Below are 20,547 nucleotides of genomic sequence, written 5' to 3' on the forward strand. Positions count from 1 at the left end.
TCCTTCGTCAAGGCCGTCCGACCGCAGCCGAGATCCGCGGCCTCAGCCGACCTGCCGATCCGACGATCGCCGCCGCGAGACCCGCATCGGGATGCCGTAACGCGCGCGCAGGGTGATGCGCTGGGTCGGCTCGATGCGGGCGCCCTCGACGAGATCGAAGCGGTGGTCGCGCAGGGCGTTGGCCAGCACGATGACCGCCTCCTGCAGCGCGAAGACGGAACCGATGCACACGCGCGGACCGGCGCCGAAGGGCAGATAGGCATAACGCGGGATCGAATCGCGCCGGCCCGGCATGAAGCGACCCGGATCGAACAGGCCGGGATCGGACCACAGGCGCTGATGGCGGTGGATGATCCAAGGCACGATCATCACGATCGTGCCGGCCTTGACCGGCCGGCCGCCGATCACGTCGTCCTTGACCGCCGCGCGGCCGAGGAAGGGGGCCGACGGATAGAGCCGCATCGCCTCCTCGATGGTCGCCCGGGTCAGGACCAGATCGGCGACCGTCTCGGCCGTCGCCGGCCCCGTGCCGAGCACGCTGTCGATCTCGGCCTCGACCGCCGCCCGCACGTCCGGCGCGCCGGAGAGCAGGAGCAGGGTCCAGGCGAGCGCACCGGCGGTGGTCTCGTGGCCGGCGCCGATGAAGGTCAGGACGTTGTCGCGTACCTCGCGGTCGGACAGACCGATGCCGGTCTCCCGATCGGCCGCATCGAGCAGCAGCGCGAGCAGGTCGCGAATCTCGCCCTCCCCCGATCCGGCGGCCCCGGCGGCGAGCCGCGCCCGGCGCTCGGCGACCATCCGGTCGACCATGTCGCCGATGAATCGGCGCGAGCGGTGCGCCCTGAGCGCGCGCAGGGTCGGGATCCAGGACGGCAGGCGGAACAGGTCAAGCAGCGAGACCCCGCCGGCGCCCTCGATGAAGGCGTTGGAATGTCGCGAAAGCTCGGCCAGCGGCACGCCGAAGCCCTCGCGGAACAGCGTGCGTTCGAGCACGTCGAGCGCGATCGCGCTCATCAGCGGCGCGGCATCGATGACCGAGCCCTCGGGGAGATCCGCGAGCCGGCGGGCTCCGGCGGCAGCGGCCTCCGCCATGGCCGGCAGGAATCCGTTGACCGCCCTCGGTGCGAAGAGCGGCGCCAGAATGCGCCGCTGCGCCCGCCAGGCCTGTCCTTCCGCTGCGAACAGGCCGAGCCCGATCGTCCGCGTCAGGATGCGCTTCTGCAGATCGTCGCGGAGATAGTTGGCCTCGTTGTCGACCAGGACATGGCGGATGCCGTCGGGATCGTTGATGATCAGGCGCGGCCCGAGCAGCCACCCGTCGATCTCGACATAGGGCTCCTCGAACTGCGCCTGGGTCCAGATGGTCAGCGGATTGTCGGTCAGCGCGCGGATATATTGGCGCGGCTTGAGCGGCGCGGCATGGGGCACCGGCGCCGGAGGCCGATAGGCGGCGACGAAGGGCAGGCTGGCCGCGGTCATGGGACGCTCCGGTTCGGATGGGGATACCACAACTAGCCGCCCGACACGGCGCCATCATGGCGAAGCGAAGGCACGGCCGGCGCATCGGCCGGGGGCTCCGTATCAAACGGTATCGCAACGGCCCCATCGGTCCTCGACCGATCGCCCCGTCTCGCCCGTCCGCCGAAGCCCGTGGTGTCCGATCTCGCCGATCAGCCGTCCCAGGATGCCGCGGGACGGTCGCGGATCTCCCAGCGCAACCGCGGGATTCTGGACGATGTCCGAAACTCTCGCGGTGCATCCCCCCAGATGCCGCGGGATGGAAACAGATCTCCCATCGTATCCCCGACCGCAGCGCCAGCGGAGAGCCGGGGCCTACTCTCATTTCCACTTGCCGCAATGCTCTGATTTTCCTCGTGATCTTGACGCCGCTGCGGGGCGAGTGGGTCCCGGATCGGCGGCCCTTCGGGCCTTGTCCGGGATTGCGGGTTGGAAGGTGTTTCGGGGAGCGGGAGGCCGCGGGAGGGTCGTATCACTTCCGGGATATCCTCGGAATATTGCGGGAGGATCGCGCATCTTTCGACGTATCCACCCAGATGCGGCGGGATGAAAGCACATCTCCCAACGCATCCCCGGCCGGAGCGCCAGCGGAGAGCCGGGGCCTACTCTCATTCCACTTGCCGCAATGCTTTGATTTCGCTCGCGATCTTGACGCCGTCGCGCGGCGAGTGGGTCCCGGATCGGCGGCCCTTCGGGCCTTGTCCGGGATTGCGGTCGCGGGGGTGTTGCGAGGGACGGGAGGCCGCGGGAGGGTCGTATCGCTTCCGGGATATCCTCGGGATACTGCGGGAGGATCGCGCATCTCTCCGCGCATCCACCCAGATGTCGCAGGTTGGAAACAGATCTCTCATCGTATCCCCGGCCGGAGAGCCGGGGCCTACTCCCATCTCAACTTGCCGCACGACACTGCATCTGATCGTGATCTTGACGTCGCCGTGGGGCGAGAAGGTCCCGGATCGGCGGCCCTTCGGGCCTGGTCCGGGATTGCGGTTTGGGGGGAGTTGCGAGGAGCGGGAGGCTGCGGGAGGGTCGTATCGCTTCCGGGATATCCTCGGAATATTGCGGGAGAATCGCGCATCTTTCGACGTATCCCCCCAGATGCCGCGGGATGGAAACAGATCTCTCATCGCATCCCCGGCCGCAGCGCCAGCGGAGAGCCGGGGCCTACTCGCATCCCAAATTGCCGCAACGCTCTGAATTTGCCCCCGATCTTGACGCCGCTGCGAGGCGATTGGGTCCCGGATCGGCGGCCCTTCGGGCCTTGTCCGGGATTGCGGTTTTGGGGGGTGGCGGGGGGTGAGATACGCGAAAAGATGGCGTCCTTCGGATCGCTCGGGCGATCCGCTCACGGTCTCGTGATCGACGGCCCGACACCTGAACGGTTTCTGAACCGGGCGTTCGGGTCGGGTGCATGGGCGGGGGCCTAGTCTCAAACCATCGAACGACGGGGCCTGACCCGCCCCACCCCCTGAGAGCCCAGACCGAACTTTTAATTCACGGAGCCCGCCATGTTCGCCAAGATCGCTGCCGCCGCCCTCGCCGTCGCCCTCGTTGCCGGCGCCTCCGTTTCCACCGCCTCGCAGGCCGAAGCCAAGGGAGGCGCCTTCGTGGCCGGCCTCGTCGGCGGCGCCATCATCGGCGGTGCGCTCGCCTCGCAGGCCTATGCGCCGGGCTACTACGCTCCCGGCTACTACGCTCCGGCTCCGGTCTATGCGGCCCCGGTCTATGCCCCGAACTGCTACAAGGTCTGGGCCTACGACTCCTGGGGCAACCCCTACAAGACCAAGGTCTGCAACTGAGCGACCTGCGGTCACGCACTGACGACGCCGCTTCCCCTGAACGTCCTGCCCTGCCCTTCCTCCCCAAGTCCACCTTCAGGCCCGGCCCCGCGCCGGGCCTTTTCTTTTCCGTGCCTGGTGCTTCTCAAGAGGCCGCCACCGCCCTATTTGAATCGGACTGAAACCCGCGAGTTCACCATGCCGTCCGCCACTCGCCTCGCCCTGATCTTGCTGCCGCTGCTGTCCGGCCTTGCGGCCGACCCGGTCCGGGCGCAGAGCGGCGTGCCCAATTACGGCCCGCCGGCGAGCGGGCCGTCCGCCTTGAAGACCGGCCAGTTCCGCTACGACGCCTTGAACGCGCCGCGCTATCACGGCAGCGAGGTGCCGCCGCCGCGCGGGCTGGTGCCGCCCACGACGCCGTCGGCGCCGGGCGCGCTGCGCACCTGCCGGACGGTGTGGGTCGACGACGCCGCCGGCAACCGCTATCGCAGTCAGGTCTGCCACTGAAGGCCGGTCGCGCCCCGGCACCGGAGGATCGCCGCCCGTGCCCGATCATGCCCAACGCCTCGCCGGCCGCATCGCCCTGATCACCGGCGGCTCGCGCGGCATCGGCCGCGCCATCGCCGAACGGTTCGTGCACGAGGGCGCCGAAGTCGGCATCGGCCACCGCCAGGATGCCGACCGGGCCGACGCGACGCTCGCCGCCCTCAAGACGATCCGTGCGAACAGCCCGATCGCGGTCGACGGCGACATCACGTCCGAGACGGTCGCGGAGGCGATGATCGCCGCGATGGTCGTGCGCTTCGGCCGGCTCGACATCCTCGTCAACAATGCCGGCTTCCAGACCGAGACGCCCGGCGCCGATTTCGATGCCGACCGCTTTCGGGCGGTGATCGATGTCGATCTCCTGGGCGCCGCCTGGCTGTCGCGCGCGGCGATCCGGCATTTCCTGTCGCGCCCCGGCGGCGGCACGATCATCAACACGACCAGCGTGCACCAGATCATCCCGAAGCCGGGATATGCCGCCTATGCGGCCGCCAAGGCCGGTCTCGGCCATCTGACCCGGACGCTCGCGCTCGAATTCGCCGACCGGGGCATCCGCATCAACGCCGTCGGGCCGGGCGCCGTGCTGACCGACATGAACGACGCCTGGAAGGACGACCCGGCGGCCCGCGCCGCGGTTGAGGCCCATATCCCGATGGGTTTCGCCGCCGCCCCCGACGACATCGCCCCGGTCTTCGCCTTTCTGGCGTCCGACGAGGCCCGCTACATCACCGGCCAGACCCTCTATGCCTGCGGCGGCCTGACCCTCTACGGCGAGTTCCGGCAGAACTGGTCGAGCTGACGGTCCTCAGCGCAGCAGCGGCCAGAGCGTGGCGACCAGCGCGACGGCGGCGGCGATGTTGAAGGCGCGCAGCCGCACCGGGTCGGTCAGCAGGCGCTTCAGCGCCGTCCCGAACAGCGCCCAGGCCGAGACGCTCGGCAGGTTGACGAGGGCGAACAGCCCGGCAACGGCGAGCGCCGCAGCGATCGGGCGGCCGGCATCGGCATAGAGCGACACGGTCGCCAGGGCGACGATCCAGGCCTTGGGATTGACCCACTGGAACGCCGCGGCCTCGATGAACCGCAGCGGCCGCGCGTCGGCCGCACCGGCCTCGCCGAGGGCGCGCGCGCCGGCGATGCGCCAGGCGAGATGCAGGAGCCAGACCGCGCCGAGCCCCTTCAGGACCGGAACGAGGGCCGGCGCCGCCGACAGCGCGGCGCCGAGACCGAGCCCGATCGCCAGCAGCAGTACCGTGAAGCCGGCCATGATCCCGAAAACCTGCGGCAGCGTCCGGGCGAAGCCGAAATTCACCCCGGATGCGAGCAGCATCAGGTTGCTCGGACCCGGACTGATCGAGGTTACGAAGGCATAGAGGGCGAGCGCCCAGGCGGTATCCAGCGTCATGACCGGCTCCTGAATCGGTCCCGCCGGGAGGTTCGATCGAGACCGACGCATTCATCCGTCGCGCAACGCCGAACCGCTGGTCCCTTGACCATTCGTGCGGGCCTGGAGGCCGTTATGGCCCGTCCGATCCGTCGACGCGGGTCCGGAATCCGGACCGGCCGAGCCCTTCACGCGAGCTTTGCCCCTCGATTGGCGAGAAGCCCGCGCAAGATCGACCGGTGGCACCGGCTTTCCTCGGCGCAATAGCAGCCGATCGAGAGGTCGGTCCGGTGCGAAAGCGCGGCCAGCAGATCGAGCGCATGGCTCGGCGCGGCCTCGGCCATCTCGCGCCGGAAGGCCTTCTCGAAGGCCGCCCAGGCCTCCGGCGTCGCGGCCTGTTGCGCCGACGCGAGCAGCGGCGCGCTCGGCGACAGCTCCGGATACCAGACGTCGTACCAGTCGTCGGCGGCGAAGCGCTCCTTGCGCACCCCGCGCGGCGGCCGGCGCACCGTGCCGATGCGCAGCCCCTCGTCGGTGAGACGCGGCGTGCCGAGGCGGACGATGCGAAGGGTCATGGCACGGGATCCCCGGAACGAGCGGCGGCGGTGGCGGACGGATGGACGGCCGCGAATGCATAGCGATCGAACCAGCCCGGAAAGGCGCGCACCAGCGCGCGGTCGCCCTCCAGAACGAAACCCTGGCGCCGGGCTTCGGCGAAGCCGGCATCGCCGCGCCACCAGGCGACCAGGGCGTCGAGGCGCCCCCGGATCACGACCGGCTCGGGAAAGCCGGGATTGATCAGGCAGGCGGTCGATTCGCCACCTTTCAGCAGGAGAAAGCGCCGCGGCAGCCCGGCAAGTTCGACCCGGACCACGATCGGCACCGCCGGCAGATGCGCCGCGCGGACCCGGCGCGCCATGTCGACCAGAACCGGATCGAGATCGAGATCCTCCGCGGCGGCGTGGCGCGGCAGGTGGCGCTGGCCCCAGACGGCCAGGGCGGCGACGATCGGCATCGCCTCCCGGCCGGCTTGCGTTGCGCGATAGTCCGGACCGTCGCCGTGGTCGCGGCGCTCGATCGCCCCGATCGCGACCAGCTCGGCCAGACGTTCCGCCAACATGGTCTTGGAGATGCGCGGAATGCCCCGCCTGATCTCGGCGAAGCGGCTGGCGCCGCACAGGATTTCGCGCAGGACGAGCAGCGTCCAGCGCCCGCCCAGCACCTCATGCGCCCGTGCGACGGCGCAGAATTGGCCATATCCGGTCATGCGGCCAGTCTACCATTCTGTCCGGCGGGTGGTGGTCCGGATTCCGGACCGCTGCAGAGACCGCCTGCCCGCCCGGCAGCACCGCCGGCCTCAACGATGCGCGATCAGCGCGACCGGGCCGCCGCCGTCCGGACCCTGATGCTCGGCGCCGCCGGAGACGAAGATCTCGGCATGGCCGACCAGGCTCGCGAGCGCACCGGCCGCGAAGCCGCGGGCGTGGCGGGTCGAGGAGATGTCGCTGTCGTCGAGCATGGTGTGGCGGAAGCCGCGCATCCGGCCGGTCGACGGCGCCTCGGCCTTGGCCAGCAGCGCGAGCAGACGGTCCCGGTCGGCGGCCGGAAGCTGGCCCGGGGCGCCGAGGCCGAGCCGGGCGAGCGCGGCGCGGACCGGCTCGATGTCGATGCCGTCGGCCATCACCGCGTGATCGATCCGGAGCGGGCCGGACCAGCGCGGGCTCATGCCCATCACGACGATCTCGTGGCCGGAGAGTTCGACGCCGGCCGAGGTCGAGGCGCGGGTGGAATAGAGCGAGCGATCCGTGCCGATCGCCGCGTCGGTGACGGCCGCATCCGCCACCTCGCCGAGCGCCAGCGCGACGCCGAGCGCGGAGGCGCCGCGCGACAGGCCCATCGATTTCAGCGTGTCGCTGGTCGCCGTCGTCGCGCCGCGCGCACGGGCCTCGGCGACGCGCTCCATGGTCAGGAGCGGGCATTTGATCTGGACGAAATGGATGTCGGCCGGATCGGAGATGCCAAGATCGGCCATCACCTTGGCGACCGCTTCGGCAACCACCGCGGCCTGCGCCCGGCGGCCGAGTTCCTCCGGCTTGATGTCGCGGGTGACCGTCTGGCCGACGGCGAGCGCGGGGCCGGCCGCCGCATGATCCTCGGGCCGGGCCTCGATGACCAGGGCATGCGGGGCGAGCGCGCCCTCGGTGCCGCCGCTCATCACCAGGGCGATCCGATCGATCGCGTCCGTCGGCAGGTGGCGGGCGAGTTCCAGGCGCAGCGACTGGACCGCGAAGCCGCGGGTGAAGTCGTTGACGCAGCCGTTGCCCTCGGTCTTGCCGAGGATGGCGACGATCGCGTCGGGCCGGATGCGGCCGTTGCGGATCGCCGCGGCGAGGCCGGCGGTGTCGTCGGGGCCGGCCATGGACAGGCGGTGGACGAGGGTGTGCGGCATGGTCGGCTCCCGGTCAGCAGCAGCCGAGCGTGTCGCGATAGAAGCGTGCCAGCCGCGGTTCCAGATCCGGCCAGGCGGCCAGGAAGGCCGCCCGATCGGCCATGCCGGCCCGGTAGCGGCTGCGGACCTCGGCATCGATCGCCGCCATGTCGGCGCCGGCGAGCCGGCCGTCCTCGACGATGGTGCGGCCGGCGACGATCAGCGCCGCGATCGCCGCCTTAGTCGCCCGGGTGAAGACCAGTTGCACCGGATCGATCGGCAGGATCCGGTCCGGATCGAGCCGGTCGAGATCGAGCAGCAGGAGATCGGCCGGCTCGCCCGGCGCCAGCGTGCCGGCGCCGTCGAGACCGAGCGAGCGGCGGCCGTTGCCGGCGGCGAAGCCCAGCGCGTCTTGCGGAGTGACGGTCTCGTCGTAGCCCCATCCGGCCTGCAGATGCTTGAACAGACGCAGGTCGCGCAGCGCGTCGTCATCCTCGTCGAAGGCCGAATTGTCGAGCCCGAGCGCCACCGCGACGCCGGCCGCGCGCATGGCGGCGACGGGGGCGATGCCGGATTTCAGCAGCAGGTTCGAAGACGTGTTGACCGAAACGGTGACGCCGGCCGCCGCCAGTTCGGCCAGTTCCTCCGGCCGGGCCCAGACGCCATGGGCAAGCGTCAACCGCGGCGACAGGAGCCCCAGCCGGCCGAGATGCCGGACGATGCCATCCGGAAAGGTCCGGTCGGCCCAGGCGCGCTGATACTTCGTCTCCAGGAGGTGCATGTGCACGCGTCGCCCGGTCCGCGCCGAAGCCTCCGCTATCGCGGCGAGCAGCGCGTCGGAACACCATTGCACGCCGTTCGGCCCGAACTGCACCGAGAAACCCGGCCGCTCGACCGCCGCCGCGATCGCCTCGACCATCGCCACATGGGCGGCCGGATCGACCGCCGGCGCCCGGAACAGAGCCTCGATGGTCGCGCGTGACGGCCCGGGCATGTCCGCCAGGACCGGTTCGCCGTCGCCATAGACGAGCGGATTGCGGTCGCGCACCGAAACCGCATAGGCGGCCTGGATGCCGATCGTGCCGGCCGCCTGCTCCAGTTCGCGAACCTCGTCGGCAAGCGGCACCAGCCCGGAGGTCCGCGTCTGGTGGATCATGACCGACCCGACCCCACCCAGCGCGGCATGGCCGAAGAAGCCGAGACCGCCCAGGCGAGCCTCGATCGGCGGCATCGCGGCCAGCCGCGGCAGCCAGGCTTCGAGCGGCTTGCCGGAGGCCGCGAAGGGGGTCGTGGAAATCGGCCGGCCGTGATTGTGCGCATCGGCCAGCGCCGGCATGGCCAGCAGTCGCCGCCCCGGCGGCGGCGCGGCGAGCGGTGCGACCGCCGCGATCCGCCCGGCCTCCAGCGTGAGCGCCACCGGACCGGACGGCCGGTAGTCGGGGCCGATCAGGGCATTCTCGACGGCAATCGTTCGCGTGGTCACGGCAGCTCCGCCCGGCAGGGGATCGGGCCCCTTCGGGGCTCATGCCGAAAATCTGGCATTTGCATTCCTCGAATGCCAGATGGATTCGCCGCCGTCGTCAGAGTGTTAGGCGGGCAAGCCTGACGGCCGGCGGCTGGCGACCGCTGCCGGGTCAGGCAGCACCGAGCACACGCCGCAACAGGACATCCGCCTCCGCCTCGAAGGCGGCGCGGTGGGCCGCTCGATCGTCGAGATCGGCGGGGTCGATGGCGTCGAGCGTCGCCGAGATGAAGCGATCGAGAGCGGGCCGGCGGGCTCCGGTGCCGAGTTCGGACAGGCCCGCTTTCAGCGCCAGGAGGTCGTCGAGATCTGCGCGCACATCGGCCGGCAGGTCGACGCCGGCGATGAGATCGGCAAGCCGGATCGGCGGCAGCGCATCGGTGCGCGCCACCCAGGCCAGCGCCGCGACCGCGCGCAGGACATAGAAATAGCGCTTCAGCTTGACGGTGTCGGTGCGAGCCAGATCGCGTTCCCAGTGGGTCCGGGCGATCGAGCGGTAGTGGTGCGCGAGCGCCCGGCGCGAGGCGTGAGTCGCGGCCAATTCCGCAACCGCCGGCCGGAAGGCGCCGTCATCCGCATAGGTGATCGGGCTCTGCAGCCATTCGATCAGCGCCGGATTGGAGGCGAGCAGCAGTTGCAGCGCCTTGCGCACGTCCCAGCCGGCGAGATCGATGCCGCGCGCGTCGACCGGCTGTTCGATCACGTCGCGGCGCGGGCGCACGGTCAGATAGTCGGCGAGCGGCGCAGCATAGACGAAGCGGATGTCCCAGTCCGAATCGGGCGAGGCGAAGCCCCAGGCCCGGCTGCCCGATTCCACGGCGAAGAGGACCCGGACGCCCGCCTCCGCGGCGACCTCGGCGAGACGGGTGGCGATCTCCTCGGCGCCGAGCGGCGGATAGCTCATGGTTGCCTCTCCCCGGCACAGATGGTCTCGGCATGGGCCTTCGGCGCCAGCATGCGGAACTGCTCGACCGCATCGAGCGCCGACAGCCGGGCGTAAGGCCCCATCACGGCGCAGACATGGCCGGGCGGCCAGGCGGCACCGAGCGGCGAGCCCGGCTCGGCGATGCGGCCGATCCCGGTCTGCGCCACCCAGAATTCGATGCCGGCCCGGTCCGCACTGCAATGCAGCACCGCATACCACTCGCACTCCGAGGCCGCCGAAACGCCGTCCGCGGCCCCAAGCAGGGCGGCGGCAAGGGCGATCGCGGAAGGCGTCGGGCGGCGTCCTGGCGTCATCGGTCCCGTCATGCGAAGGCAGCGGCGACAGCCTAACCGTTCGACCGTCGCCGAACACCCCTTCCCCCACGGCCCGCGGACTGGCAGCCTGCCGCCATGGTCACGTTCACCCTGCTCGATCTCTCCGCGGTCCTTTGGTTCGTCGTCTGCTGGGTCGGCTACAGCTGGCTGACCGATCGCAGCCGCTTCGGTCACGCCACGCTGAATCGGCAGATGAACGAGCATCGCCGACGTTGGATGGCCGAGATGCTGCGGCGGGACGTGCGCATCATCGACACCCAGATCATGGCTTCGCTGCAGAACGGCACGGCCTTCTTCGCGTCGACCTCGCTGATCGCGATCGGTGCCGCCTTCACGCTGCTCGGGCAGGCCGACCGGCTGATCGCGGTGTTTCGCGACCTGCCGCTCAACTCCGCGACCAACCGCTCGGACATCGAGCTGAAGGTGCTGTTCCTCTGCCTCATCTACGGTTACGCCTTCTTCAAGTTCGGCTGGGCGTATCGGGTGTTCAACTATGCCGCCATCCTGATCGGTGCGGTCCCGCCGGCCGGCCAGAACGATCCCGGAGCTGAACTGGCGGCGCGCCGGGCTGCCGACATGCAGATCATCGCCGCGAGCCACTTCAATCTCGGCCTGCGCGCCTTCTTCTTCTCGATCGGCTTCCTCGGCTGGTTCGTGAACGCCTGGATCTTCATGGCGTCGACCACCTTCATCCTCGCCGTGCTGCTGCGCCGGCAATTCTCGTCGAGCGCCCGGATCGTCGCCGGACCGGACGAGCCTCAGGGGGCCGGGAACCAGTCGTCCGACCGACCGGCGAGCCGGTAGGCGACGAGGCCGAGATACTCGCGGACCGCGGTATCGAAGATCAGCAGGTTCTGGACGGGCGAATCGGGGATCGGCCGGATCCGCGCGAAGCCGCGGCTGCGGTAGTCGACCGAATAGGGCACCAGGCCGGGCCAGCCGACCTTGCGGAAGATGCCGACGGCGCGCGGCATGTGAAACGCCGACGTAACCAAGAGCCAGCGCGAGCCGGGGGCCGGCTTGATCAGGTCGCGGGTGAAGACCGCATTCTCCCAGGTGTCGCGCGACTTGTCCTCGAAGGTCATGCGCGACTCCGGCAGGCCGAAATCGAGGAACAGGCGCCGCGCGATCGCCGCCTCGCTGAAGCTCTGGTCGAGAAGATCGCCGGTGCCGCCGGTGAAGACGATCCGGGCGTCCGGATATTCGCGCGCGAGACGCGCCACGATGGTCATGCGCTCGGCCGCATCGCTCAGCGCGTAGCTGCCCGGCCGGCGGTCGTTGACCTTCTCGTCGAGCGCTCCACCCAGAATCACGATGCCGTCCGGTGCCGGCTCGACCCGCTCCGGCAACGGGAAGCGGTCCTCCAGCGGGGCGATCGACAAGGGGGCCAGCGGCGTGAAGCCGACCAGAAGCAAGGCCAGCACCGTGACGGTCACCAGCCGGCGCCCAGCGCGCGAAAACTGCGTGCGCATGAGGAGCACGCCCAACGCCAGCATGAGCAACGCGAAGGTGACCGGACGGATGATCGCGAAAGTCACCTTCGCCAGGATGAAGAACACGATGCCGAGCCTCCGATGTGCCCGCCGCCGGATGGCAGCGTTTGGTAGAAAGATCCGAGCAATTCAATCAATCCGAAACGATTAACGGGCAATCATGCTCAACAATGTGGCGACTGCGTGCACCGCCGAATGGGAAGAATGCACCAAGGAGCCAAACCGCACGTCAATTCAATGGCTTGCTGACATGACGCGAATCGACCGGATCGCATTGTGGCGCGGGATGGGGGTTACATGAAGAACGGCAAGCAGTCTGCGGTGCCGCAGTTCGGATTGCGGGCGAAGATCGGCTTGATCGCCGCCCTGGCGGGCGCAGGCGTGACGGCGGTCGGCGCGGTCGGCTGGCACGGCACCATGACGCTGGATGCGACCGGACGCAGTCAGCAGGCCCTGAGCCGTGTGGCGATCCAATCCGCCCAACTGGACTCCGCCCTGCGGCAGGCCAGGGCGGATCTGATCGCCTTCTCCGCATCGAGGGCCGAAGACCGCGTCGCACCGATGCGTGCCGCCTTCGCGGTCGCCCGGCGAACGATGGACGAATTGGCCGGCTCGCCGATCGCCACGCAGCGCGCCAAGGAGATCGCGGACCTCGCCAAGCTGGTGCAGACGGCGACCGCCGCGGTCGACCCTCTCGCGGTCGCGATCGGGCGGCTCGGCTTCAGCGACAATGACGGCCTGACGCGCGAACTGATCGATGCCGCCGATGCGATCGAAACGCCGATCCGATCCGCCACCATGGGTGGCGGCGGCGAGGACGCCTACCGTCTCGCCCACGCCCTCGTCGCCGCCCGGCTCGCGGAATTGCGATATCGCACCACCCGCGACAAGGAGGCGGCCGGAAATTTCGACAGTTCGGTCGCGCGCCTGGAACGCAGCCTCGGGCGGCCGGGCGTCGACGGCGAGACCAAGGCGACGGTCGGGCCGGCGCTGGCCGGCTACACGGCGGCGTTCGAGGCCTGGAGCAAGGCCGACGAAGCCGCCGGCCAGACCTATCGGCAGATCATCGACGCCCTCGACCTGGCCGAGCCGGCGATCCAGGCGATCAGCGCCGCCGCCGCCGAAGGCATGGCCGCGGCTGACGCCGATCTCGAGGCCGCGCGGACCAATACGGTGCGCCTCCTGCTGCTCGGGACCCTGCTGGTCCTGATCGCCAGCGTGGCGGCGAGCGTCGCCGCGGGCCGCTCCCTGACCCGCCCCCTGGCACGGCTGCGCGCGTCCATGGCGGCGATCGCGGCGGGCCGCTTCGACACCCAGGTGCCCGAGACGGACCGGCCCGACGAACTCGGCGAAATGGCGCGCGCCCTGCTGGTCTTCCGCGATCGTGGCCTGGAGCGCGAGCACCTGACCGACGCGCAGGTGCGCGATGCGGAGAGCCGCTCGCGCCGTTCCGAATCGGTCGCCCGGCTGGTCGCCGCCTTCGATGAAACCGCCGCACGCTCCGTCCTGCGCCTGCAGGATGCTGCCGGTCGTCTCGCCGGCAGCGCCGCGCATGTCGACCGCAGCGCCGGCAGCGTCGCGGCGGGCGCGACCGCCGGCTCCAGCGCCGTCGGCGATGCGACCGACCGCATCGACGCGGCTGCCGACCAGACGCGCGCGCTCGGCCGGGCCCTGGCGGCGATCCTCGATCAGGCCCGCCAGTCCGCCGATGCTGCCGGACAGGCGGTCGACCAGTCGCGCCGGACGGCCGCCACGGTCGCAGCGTTCGCCGAACTCGGCCAGCGGATCGGCGAGGTCGTCGGTCTCATTCGCGACATCGCCGGCAAGACCAACCTGCTCGCCCTCAATGCGACCATCGAGGCCGCCCGGGCCGGAGAGGCCGGCCGCGGCTTCGCCGTGGTGGCCGGCGAGGTCAAGTCGCTGGCCGCCCAGACCGCGCAGGCGACGGAAGAGATCGCCGCCCAGGTCAAGGTGATCCAGCAGACCTCCGGCGACGCCGTCGCCGCGATCGGTGCCATCGATCGGACGATCTCCGCATTGGCGGCGGCATCGGGCGCCCTGTCGAACGCGGTGGCGGGCGAGGCCGGCGCCATCGACGCCATCGTCGACGGCATGACGCGGGCGACCGGCGAGGCCGGACGCGGCGCGGCGGCCATGACCGATGTCGGCGGTGCCGCCGCAGAGGCCGTCCGCACGGCGGAAGGCGTCGCCGGCCTTGCCGACGAACTCGGCCGCGAAGCCGACCGGCTATCGAGCGAGGTCCGCCAGTTTCTCGAAGCGGTGCGCGCGGCCTGACGGCGCCGCCGACGGCAAGCGCCCCTCAAGGGAACGAGCCCCGGAAAAAGAAAAAGCGCCCGGCTCGCGTCGGGCGCTTTTCTCATTGCGGGGTCCGGCAGCCATCCGGCCGGGACCCGTGACGACCGGTCTCAGGCGAGATCGGCCACGTTGTTGATGACCTTATTGACGAGGCCGTAGGCGATCGCCTCCTCCGGACCCATCCAGTAGTCGCGGTCGGTATCCTTCTCGACCTTCTGCAGGGTCTGGCCGGTCGCAACCGAGAACATCCCGTTCAGGCGATCGCGCATCTTGATGATCTCGCGCGCCTGGATCTCGATGTCGGTCGCCGGACCGCCGGCGCCGCCGGACGGCTGGTGCAGCAGGAAGCGGGTGTTGGGCAGGCAGAAGCGCCGCTCTTTCGGCACCGAGATGTAGATCAGCGCGCCGGCCGAGGCGACCCAGCCGACGCCGATCATGCGCACCGGCGCCGACACGAAGCGGATCATGTCGTGGATCATGTCGCCCGATTCGACGTGGCCGCCGGGCGAGCAGACGATCACGTTGATCGGCTCCTTGGAAACGTGGCTCAGCGCCAGCAGGCGCGCGGTCACGTCGCGGGCGAGTTCCTGCGTGATCGTGCCGGTGATCAGCACGTTGCGGGCTTCGAACAGATGCTTGTCGACGGGCAGCGAGGACGGAGTCTTGGTCTTCTCCTCCTCTTCCTCGTCATCCATGCGCGTGTACCAGTAGGTCTTGGGCGTGAGGATCATTCTCGACATCCGGATGGAGGAGGCTGAAAGTTCGGGCGGGTCGACCCGAGATGTAGGTGTCGGGTCGCCCGATGTCGACCCCGTTCGTCGGCTAGTCTTAAGGGAAGCCCGACGGCAGGGCAAATCCGCGGCCGGACGGCCCCACAGGCCGGCAAGCGGCCGATCAGCCGCGCTTGGCCCGCCAGATCGCGTAGCGCGCCTTGGTCTCTTCGTTGGGCGGATAGAGACCCGGCAGGGCGGCGCCGTTGCGCACCTCCATATGGGCCCAGCCCTCGAACAGCTCCTGCTCCAACCCGGCTTCGGCCACGGCCGTCACCATCGCCTTGGGGATGACCACCGCGCCGTCGCCGTCGGCCATGATCACGTCGCCGGGAAACACCGCCGTGCCGCCGCAGGCGATCGGCTCGTTCCAGCCGACGAAGGTGAGACCGGCGACCGAGGCGGGGGCGGCTACGCCGGCGCACCAGATCGGCAGGTTGGTCGAGCGCACGCCGGCCCCGTCGCGCATCACGCCGTCGGTGACCAGACCGGCGACGCCGCGCACCTTCATTCGCTCGGCCAGGATGTCGCCGAAGATGCCGGCGTCGCGCCCCCCCATGGCATCGGCGATCGCGATGCAGCCCTCCGGCATGGCCTCGATCGCCGCCCGGGTCGAGATCGGCGAGGCCCAGCTTTCCGGCGTCGCCAGATCCTCGCGCATCGGCACGAAGCGCAGCGTGAAGGCCTCGCCGACGACCTTCTCCTCGCCGCCCGAATAGGGCATCGGCCCGCGCATCCAACTGCGCCGGAGCCCCTTCTTCAGGAGCACGGTGGTGACCGTGGCGGTCGAGATCTGCATCAGGGCGGATTTCAGTTCGGGCGTCAGGGTCATCGCGCGGTCCATCTGTCGTGGGGTGGGATGTCCTGTGCCGCTTTCCAGGCAGGCACGCAAGCATCCCGGCGATGGGATCGCTCTGCCGGAGCGAACGGCAGGCCGGTGCCCTCTTCAGGGGGGGATGGGAGACGGCAAAGGGCGAGAATCCCACCGACGCCTAGAAACCGCAGAGCAGCAGGTCGAAGGCGCGCAGGATCCGATCATGCTCCGCGCGCACGGAGGCGACGGGCGGTCCGAGATGGCGCTGCGCGATCGAGGCAAGATCGGTCAGGCCGACCAGCATTCTCGCCCCAAGGACATCGACCGCCGGGCACAGTTCCCGATAGGGAATTCGACGCTCCGCCGGGAAAAGCGGCGCGACAAGGACAGTCGGAACGTCCGAAAAGGCGTCGTGGTTGAGCACCACCACATAGGGCATCAGGTCCGCGAGTTCCCGATCCGGATTGTCGAAAACGTCGAACTGCCTCATCGCCGGAACTTGGCCATGCGCTCGGCGAAGGTACCGTGCTCGTCGAGCATCCGCTGGTGCCAGGCGATCGCCTCGCGATTCTCCTCCGCCCAGCGCTCAGCCTCGCCGGAGGCGGCCGGGGGGAGCACGCGGCGGCGCAGCAGGCGCTCGGCCTCGGCGGCGACGGACAGGCCCTCGGCCTCGATCCGGCGGGCAACCTCCTCGTCGACCTCGATCATGACGGTGCGCTTCGGCTGGACGTTCATCGGCGATCCTCCGCGAGGCCGCAGGATACAGCCGGGGGCACCCGCCGACAAACACGGGCGCCGCACAATCTGCGCAGGCATGTTCCCTTGCGAAAGCACCGAAGCCTGCCGGCGATGACATGACGGAGGCGATTGCGGCGCGCTGTTGCCCGCCGGACCTTGTCCCGGGCCGCAGGACACTGTTAACCCCACAGTCAGAATTCCAATGCTAGCGTAGTTAACGAAGTGCTCTCCCGGCTCCCGGTCCCTTGAAATCGCCGGATTCGCGGACGACGGAGAGGCAAAGGTCGAACCGTCCGCCATGATTGAGGACGCGATTCGCGAGAGAGCCGGCATCGTGCGCCGGCCACGGAGTTTGGATATGGGTCAGTTCGATCGCAACCGGGCGCTGGCGCTCGCTTCCGGCGTGGCTTTCGCAGCCTTGATGGCTGCCGGTGCCGTCCATGCCCAGCAGGCCGGCGGCGGTGCCACGCCCGTGCCGCCGAAGCCGATCACGGCCGCCCCGCCGCCGCCGCCCGCCCCGGCGAAGCCGGTCGCCGCCAAGCCCGTCGTCGTGAAACCTGTCGTGCCGCCGGGCGGCACCGCCGCAGCGCCGGCCGGAACCACCAAGCCCGCCGTCAAGAAGCCCGCCGCCGCGACGGCCGCGGCCGGAACGGCCGCCGCCCCGGCCGGCGCGAAGCCTGCCGGCGCCAAGCCGCAGAAGACCGTGTCGGCCGCCCAGAAGGTGCCGCCGGCCGCCCGTCTCGCTGCCGCGATCGCCGCCAAGACCGCGCAGCCCGTGCCGCCGGTGCATGACCACGTCTCCAAGCCCTATACGGCCGCCTGCAGCAATCCCGACGCGCTCGGCGTGTCGCGCGTGCTCGAGGTCGACACCAAGGACGGGCTCTATCTCGGCCAGCTCTATCACGGCAAGCTGCCGCTCGGGCCGAAGGAGGTCGTGCTGACCTTCGACGACGGGCCGATCCCGCGCAACACGGAACGGGTCCTGGCCGCCCTCGATCACGAATGCGTCAAGGCGACCTATTTCATCGTCGGCCAGATGGCCAAGGCCTATCCGGAGACGCTGCGCAAGACCGCGGCGGCAGGCCACACCATCGGCTACCACACCATGACGCATCCGCTCGACATGGTGAAGCGGCCGCTCGACTGGGCCAAGGGCAACATGTCCCAGGGCTGGCAGACGGTCGACCAGATCCTCTACGGCAAGGCCGAGGAGAAGCCGGCGGTGCCGTTCTTCCGCTATCCGGGCCTGTTCAATTCGCGCGCCATCAACGAATGGCTGAACGGCATGAACATGGGCGTGTTTGCGGCCGACGCGGTCGGCAACGACTGGGTGCGCGGCTACGACGCCCAGAAGGTGATGGAATTCTCGCTGAAGGATCTCGACCGCGCCGGCCAGAGCGGCATCCTGCTCCTGCACGACACCAAGGATTCCACCGCCACCATGGTGCCGCAGCTGCTGCGCGAACTGAAGGCGCGGGGCTACAAGATCGTCCATCTGGTGCCGAAGCAGCCGACGCCGCCGCTCGCCCACGGTCCGGTCAACGCCCAGTTCCCTTCGGCGGCGCCCGCGCCGCTCGCCGAGCGCAGCGTGGCCGGCTTCGATGCCGGACGTCAGCTGGTGCAGAGCACCCAAGGCCGCGACGGCCGCACCGCCGACGGCCCGCTGCCGAGCTATGACAGTGCCGCCATCAACCGCGCCACCGCCCTGCCGGCCTCGCGCGGCGAGCCGGTCGCCGGCGAGGACGGCTGGTTCGCCTCCACGGCGTCGTCCTTCCGCGGTCTCGGCTCGGCGATCGGCCTGTGGTGAGACTTCTGTGGTGAGCATGACGACGCAGTCGCGACATTTCGAGGGCTCTCCACGGAGGGCCCTCTTCGTTTGTGCGCTCGGCCTCGCCGCCGCAGCCTTCGGGCTCGGCCTGGTCCCGGGCTCCGGCATGCCGGCACGCGCCGCCGGCGAGACCGCCTGCCCGAACCCGGGCGCGCTCGGCACCGCGCGGGTGCTGAGCGTCGACACCACGAAGGGGCTAGAAGTCGGCACCAAGAGCTACCCGCAGACCCTGCCGCTCGGTCCCAAGGAGGTCGTGCTGACCTTCGACGACGGACCGATCGGCAAGCCGACCGAGCAGGTGCTCGCGGCACTGGCTGCGGAATGCGTCAAGGCGACCTTCTTCGTGGTCGGCGAGCAGGCCGCGGCCCATCCCGCCCTCCTGAAGCGCATCGCGGCGGCCGGACACACGATCGGCCATCATTCCATGACGCATCCGATCATGACCGGGCTCGGCTTCGAGGCTGGCAAGGCGGATATCGAGCGCGGCTGGCGCACCGTCGACCGCATCCTGACCGGCCGCGACGGCGACCGTCCGGTCACGCCCTTCTTCCGCTTCCCCGGCTTCGCCCCGACGCCGGAGCTGGCCGCCTGGCTTAAGGCCAAGAGCATCGGCACCTTCGGCGCCGACCTCTGGGGCACCGACTGGCAGAAGACCACGCCCGACGCGCTGCTGCGTCAGGTCCTCGACCGCCTCGACAAGCGCGGCGGCGGCATCCTCCTCCTGCACGACATCCACGCCCACACCGCCGCCATGGTCCCGGCCCTCTTGGCGGAGCTAAAGGCCCGCGGCTACCGCGTGGTGCATATCGTCCCGGCCGGGCCGGTCAGCTGAGCGGGCTTGAAAGAAAGCAACGGAAGCGGTGCCAGAACTGCACGCCGACGGCACCGGAGGCGGGCAAGCCCACGGGCCGTCCGATTGCTAATTTCCGGCCACCCCCACCGTCCTCCCGAACAGCGGCTCGAATTCCTCCCTCAGGACCATGTCGACTTCGGGCATCGACAGGGGCAGGCCGAGATCGGCGAGGCTGGTGACGCCGTAGCCGGCGATGCCGCAGGGGACGATGCCGGAGAAATGGTCGAGCTCCGGTTCCACGTTGAGCGCGATGCCGTGATAGGTGACCCATTTGCGAATGCGGATGCCGATCGCGGCGATCTTGTCCTCCGCCGGCATATCGGGCGCGAGCGCGGGCTTGTCGGGCCGGGCGATCCAGACGCCGACCCGGTCGTCGCGGCGCAGGCCGCGCAGGTGCCAGCGCCAGAGCACGCGGATGACCCACTCCTCCAGCGTCGCGACGTAGCGGCGCACGTCGGGGGTGCGGCGGCGCAGGTCGAGCATCACATAGGCGATTCGCTGGCCAGGCCCGTGATAGGTGAACTCGCCGCCGCGCCCCGTGCGATGGACGGGAAAACGGTCGGGCGCGAGCAGGTCGGCGTCGCGTGCGCTGGTGCCGGCGGTGTAGAGCGGCGGATGCTCCAGGAGCCAGACCAGTTCGCCCGCCTCCCCGGCCGCGATCGCCTCGACACGCGCCTCCATGGCCGCCATCGCCGCCTCATAGGCGACCGTCCGGTCGCTGACGCGCCATTCGATCGGCGGCGCCCCGGCCGCCGGCAGGAGCCCCGGTGCCGCGGCCCCCTCGCCGCGCGCCACGACCCGAGCCGGCCCCGCCGATGGCGCATCCCGCTCCTGCGCACGTGGCGCACCGGGGTCGCCGAGCCCGCCCGGTTCGCCCGCCGCGCCCAATCCGCCCCGGTCCTCGGCATTTACCATCTGCTAACCTTCTCGCGGGTAAGGTTTCGTCAACCATTGTGGCGGGCACGGCCCGGCCGGGCCTTGAAGGAACACGAGATGACCCCGTTCGACAACATCCCGATCGACATCTCGGTGCAGCTCGGCACGACCATGATCCCGATCCACCAGCTCCTGCGCATGGGGCGCGGCGCGGTGATCGAACTCGACACGCGCGAGAGCGACGAGGTGACCATCCTCGCCAACAACGTGCCGGTGGCGAGCGGCCAGGTCATCCTGCGCGGCGACCGCATCGGCATCTCGATCACCGAGGTCCTGTTCCGCGCGCCGACGGCGCGCGCCAAGGAAGCCGTCAAGCGCCTGTGAACATTTCCGGCCGATGTGCATTCGGGCTTGCACCCGGGAATC

22 protein-coding genes are annotated in these 20,547 nt (G+C 70.2%); 8 read left to right on the forward strand and 14 right to left on the reverse strand.

From position 1 onward, the window contains the following. Positions 1 to 42: 42 nt before the first annotated feature. Complete coding sequence (locus ABB55_RS01795) at positions 43 to 1,479, reverse strand: cytochrome P450 (RefSeq protein ID WP_054357269.1); 1,437 nt, start codon at positions 1,477 to 1,479, stop codon at positions 43 to 45. A gap of 1,547 nt (positions 1,480 to 3,026) precedes the next feature. On the opposite strand from ABB55_RS01795, the gene ABB55_RS01800 reads away from it, so the two are divergent. The 3 genes from ABB55_RS01800 to ABB55_RS01810 all read left to right on the forward strand — a co-directional run bounded on the left by ABB55_RS01800 (position 3,027) and on the right by ABB55_RS01810 (position 4,641). Next, on the forward strand, positions 3,027 to 3,317 hold the full coding sequence (locus ABB55_RS01800) for a hypothetical protein (protein ID WP_054357270.1): 291 nt from the start codon (positions 3,027 to 3,029) through the stop codon (positions 3,315 to 3,317). 177 nt (positions 3,318 to 3,494) lie between these two features. Beyond that, positions 3,495 to 3,803, forward strand: a complete 309-nt coding sequence (locus tag ABB55_RS01805; protein ID WP_054357271.1) for a hypothetical protein — start codon at positions 3,495 to 3,497, stop codon at positions 3,801 to 3,803. A gap of 37 nt (positions 3,804 to 3,840) precedes the next feature. Continuing rightward, on the forward strand, positions 3,841 to 4,641 hold the full coding sequence (locus tag ABB55_RS01810; RefSeq protein ID WP_054357272.1) for a glucose 1-dehydrogenase: 801 nt from the start codon (positions 3,841 to 3,843) through the stop codon (positions 4,639 to 4,641). Positions 4,642 to 4,647: 6 nt separating this feature from the next. Here the strand turns inward: ABB55_RS01810 and ABB55_RS01815 are convergent, their stop codons facing one another. The 7 genes from ABB55_RS01815 to ABB55_RS01845 form a co-directional block, all read right to left on the reverse strand. After that, a complete protein-coding gene (locus ABB55_RS01815; RefSeq protein ID WP_054357273.1) occupies positions 4,648 to 5,244 on the reverse strand; it encodes a LysE family translocator in 597 nt (198 codons plus the stop codon). A gap of 167 nt (positions 5,245 to 5,411) precedes the next feature. Beyond that, positions 5,412 to 5,798, reverse strand: coding sequence for a DUF488 domain-containing protein (locus ABB55_RS01820; protein ID WP_054357274.1), 387 nt, complete (start codon positions 5,796 to 5,798; stop codon positions 5,412 to 5,414). Further along, a complete protein-coding gene (locus ABB55_RS01825) occupies positions 5,795 to 6,490 on the reverse strand; it encodes a winged helix-turn-helix transcriptional regulator (protein ID WP_054357275.1) in 696 nt (231 codons plus the stop codon). The genes ABB55_RS01820 and ABB55_RS01825 overlap by 4 nt, the downstream gene beginning before the upstream one ends. Positions 6,491 to 6,580: 90 nt before the next feature. Continuing rightward, positions 6,581 to 7,672, reverse strand: coding sequence for a cyanuric acid amidohydrolase (gene atzD / locus ABB55_RS01830; RefSeq protein ID WP_054357276.1), 1,092 nt, complete (start codon positions 7,670 to 7,672; stop codon positions 6,581 to 6,583). A gap of 13 nt (positions 7,673 to 7,685) precedes the next feature. After that, positions 7,686 to 9,134, reverse strand: coding sequence for an amidohydrolase family protein (locus ABB55_RS01835; protein WP_200911992.1), 1,449 nt, complete (start codon positions 9,132 to 9,134; stop codon positions 7,686 to 7,688). A 151-nt stretch (positions 9,135 to 9,285) separates the two neighbouring features. Further along, positions 9,286 to 10,077: a nucleotidyltransferase domain-containing protein gene (locus ABB55_RS01840; RefSeq protein ID WP_054357277.1), complete on the reverse strand. Its 792-nt coding sequence runs from the start codon at positions 10,075 to 10,077 to the stop codon at positions 9,286 to 9,288. Continuing rightward, complete coding sequence (locus tag ABB55_RS01845; RefSeq protein WP_152981891.1) at positions 10,074 to 10,412, reverse strand: hypothetical protein; 339 nt, start codon at positions 10,410 to 10,412, stop codon at positions 10,074 to 10,076. Before ABB55_RS01845 ends, ABB55_RS01840 begins: the two co-directional genes overlap by 4 nt. Before the next feature lie 96 nt (positions 10,413 to 10,508). Here ABB55_RS01845 and ABB55_RS01850 point away from each other — a divergent pair, with 96 nt between their 5' ends. Then, positions 10,509 to 11,237 (forward strand): DUF599 domain-containing protein, encoded by a 729-nt coding sequence (locus tag ABB55_RS01850; protein WP_054357279.1) that lies wholly within the window; start codon positions 10,509 to 10,511, stop codon positions 11,235 to 11,237. Here ABB55_RS01850 and ABB55_RS01855 read toward each other — a convergent pair. Further along, positions 11,192 to 11,992 (reverse strand): YdcF family protein, encoded by an 801-nt coding sequence (locus ABB55_RS01855; RefSeq protein WP_054357280.1) that lies wholly within the window; start codon positions 11,990 to 11,992, stop codon positions 11,192 to 11,194. The two genes, ABB55_RS01850 and ABB55_RS01855, sit on opposite strands and share 46 nt — an antisense overlap. A 231-nt stretch (positions 11,993 to 12,223) precedes the next feature. Here ABB55_RS01855 and ABB55_RS30585 point away from each other — a divergent pair, with 231 nt between their 5' ends. Then, positions 12,224 to 14,221 carry a methyl-accepting chemotaxis protein gene (locus tag ABB55_RS30585; protein ID WP_054357281.1) on the forward strand — a complete coding sequence of 666 codons (1,998 nt, stop codon included), beginning with the start codon at positions 12,224 to 12,226 and terminating at the stop codon, positions 14,219 to 14,221. 131 nt (positions 14,222 to 14,352) lie between these two features. Here ABB55_RS30585 and ABB55_RS01865 read toward each other — a convergent pair whose 3' ends face one another. The 4 genes from ABB55_RS01865 to ABB55_RS30160 form a co-directional block, all read right to left on the reverse strand. Beyond that, positions 14,353 to 14,973, reverse strand: a complete 621-nt coding sequence (locus tag ABB55_RS01865) for an ATP-dependent Clp protease proteolytic subunit (RefSeq protein ID WP_083463273.1) — start codon at positions 14,971 to 14,973, stop codon at positions 14,353 to 14,355. Positions 14,974 to 15,136: 163 nt separating this feature from the next. Then, positions 15,137 to 15,844, reverse strand: a complete 708-nt coding sequence (locus ABB55_RS01870) for a ribonuclease activity regulator RraA (protein ID WP_054361788.1) — start codon at positions 15,842 to 15,844, stop codon at positions 15,137 to 15,139. Between the two features lie 160 nt (positions 15,845 to 16,004). Then, on the reverse strand, positions 16,005 to 16,316 hold the full coding sequence (locus tag ABB55_RS01875; RefSeq protein ID WP_054357282.1) for a CcdB family protein: 312 nt from the start codon (positions 16,314 to 16,316) through the stop codon (positions 16,005 to 16,007). Then, the gene (locus ABB55_RS30160; RefSeq protein WP_054357283.1) at positions 16,313 to 16,561 is read right to left on the reverse strand and encodes a type II toxin-antitoxin system CcdA family antitoxin; all 249 of its coding nucleotides are present in this window, start codon (positions 16,559 to 16,561) and stop codon (positions 16,313 to 16,315) included. Before ABB55_RS30160 ends, ABB55_RS01875 begins: the two co-directional genes overlap by 4 nt. Positions 16,562 to 16,922: 361 nt before the next feature. On the opposite strand from ABB55_RS30160, the gene ABB55_RS01885 reads away from it, so the two are divergent. Both ABB55_RS01885 and ABB55_RS01890 read left to right on the forward strand, forming a co-directional pair. Then, positions 16,923 to 18,371, forward strand: a complete 1,449-nt coding sequence (locus ABB55_RS01885) for a polysaccharide deacetylase family protein (RefSeq protein WP_054357284.1) — start codon at positions 16,923 to 16,925, stop codon at positions 18,369 to 18,371. 16 nt (positions 18,372 to 18,387) lie between these two features. After that, positions 18,388 to 19,224: a polysaccharide deacetylase family protein gene (locus tag ABB55_RS01890; RefSeq protein ID WP_244472143.1), complete on the forward strand. Its 837-nt coding sequence runs from the start codon at positions 18,388 to 18,390 to the stop codon at positions 19,222 to 19,224. A gap of 87 nt (positions 19,225 to 19,311) precedes the next feature. Here the strand turns inward: ABB55_RS01890 and lipB are convergent, their stop codons facing one another. Further along, positions 19,312 to 20,160, reverse strand: coding sequence for a lipoyl(octanoyl) transferase LipB (gene lipB, locus ABB55_RS01895; RefSeq protein WP_083463276.1), 849 nt, complete (start codon positions 20,158 to 20,160; stop codon positions 19,312 to 19,314). Positions 20,161 to 20,238: 78 nt separating this feature from the next. On the opposite strand from lipB, the gene ABB55_RS01900 reads away from it, so the two are divergent. Then, complete coding sequence (locus tag ABB55_RS01900; RefSeq protein ID WP_054357286.1) at positions 20,239 to 20,505, forward strand: FliM/FliN family flagellar motor switch protein; 267 nt, start codon at positions 20,239 to 20,241, stop codon at positions 20,503 to 20,505. The last annotated feature ends 42 nt before the right edge of the window (positions 20,506 to 20,547 follow it).

Source organism: Prosthecodimorpha hirschii (genome assembly GCF_001305515.1).
Classification (GTDB): Bacteria; Pseudomonadota; Alphaproteobacteria; order Rhizobiales; family Ancalomicrobiaceae; genus Prosthecodimorpha; species Prosthecodimorpha hirschii.

Bases quoted from the DNA above. Each gene is read 5' to 3' on its own strand.
- ABB55_RS01795 (WP_054357269.1), bottom strand. From the start codon at position 1,479: ATGACCGCGGCCAGCCTGCCCTTCGTCGCCGCCTATCGGCCTCCGGCG.
- ABB55_RS01800 (WP_054357270.1), top strand. From the start codon at position 3,027: ATGTTCGCCAAGATCGCTGCCGCCGCCCTCGCCGTCGCCCTCGTTGCC.
- ABB55_RS01805 (WP_054357271.1), top strand. From the start codon at position 3,495: ATGCCGTCCGCCACTCGCCTCGCCCTGATCTTGCTGCCGCTGCTGTCC.
- ABB55_RS01815 (WP_054357273.1), bottom strand. From the start codon at position 5,244: ATGACGCTGGATACCGCCTGGGCGCTCGCCCTCTATGCCTTCGTAACC.
- ABB55_RS01820 (WP_054357274.1), bottom strand. From the start codon at position 5,798: ATGACCCTTCGCATCGTCCGCCTCGGCACGCCGCGTCTCACCGACGAG.
- ABB55_RS01825 (WP_054357275.1), bottom strand. From the start codon at position 6,490: ATGACCGGATATGGCCAATTCTGCGCCGTCGCACGGGCGCATGAGGTG.
- atzD (WP_054357276.1), bottom strand. From the start codon at position 7,672: ATGCCGCACACCCTCGTCCACCGCCTGTCCATGGCCGGCCCCGACGAC.
- ABB55_RS01840 (WP_054357277.1), bottom strand. From the start codon at position 10,077: ATGAGCTATCCGCCGCTCGGCGCCGAGGAGATCGCCACCCGTCTCGCC.
- ABB55_RS01845 (WP_152981891.1), bottom strand. From the start codon at position 10,412: ATGACGCCAGGACGCCGCCCGACGCCTTCCGCGATCGCCCTTGCCGCC.
- ABB55_RS01850 (WP_054357279.1), top strand. From the start codon at position 10,509: ATGGTCACGTTCACCCTGCTCGATCTCTCCGCGGTCCTTTGGTTCGTC.
- ABB55_RS30585 (WP_054357281.1), top strand. From the start codon at position 12,224: ATGAAGAACGGCAAGCAGTCTGCGGTGCCGCAGTTCGGATTGCGGGCG.
- ABB55_RS01865 (WP_083463273.1), bottom strand. From the start codon at position 14,973: ATGATCCTCACGCCCAAGACCTACTGGTACACGCGCATGGATGACGAG.
- ABB55_RS01870 (WP_054361788.1), bottom strand. From the start codon at position 15,844: ATGACCCTGACGCCCGAACTGAAATCCGCCCTGATGCAGATCTCGACC.
- ABB55_RS01875 (WP_054357282.1), bottom strand. From the start codon at position 16,316: ATGAGGCAGTTCGACGTTTTCGACAATCCGGATCGGGAACTCGCGGAC.
- ABB55_RS30160 (WP_054357283.1), bottom strand. From the start codon at position 16,561: ATGAACGTCCAGCCGAAGCGCACCGTCATGATCGAGGTCGACGAGGAG.
- ABB55_RS01885 (WP_054357284.1), top strand. From the start codon at position 16,923: ATGGGTCAGTTCGATCGCAACCGGGCGCTGGCGCTCGCTTCCGGCGTG.
- ABB55_RS01890 (WP_244472143.1), top strand. From the start codon at position 18,388: ATGACGACGCAGTCGCGACATTTCGAGGGCTCTCCACGGAGGGCCCTC.
- lipB (WP_083463276.1), bottom strand. From the start codon at position 20,160: ATGGTAAATGCCGAGGACCGGGGCGGATTGGGCGCGGCGGGCGAACCG.
- ABB55_RS01900 (WP_054357286.1), top strand. From the start codon at position 20,239: ATGACCCCGTTCGACAACATCCCGATCGACATCTCGGTGCAGCTCGGC.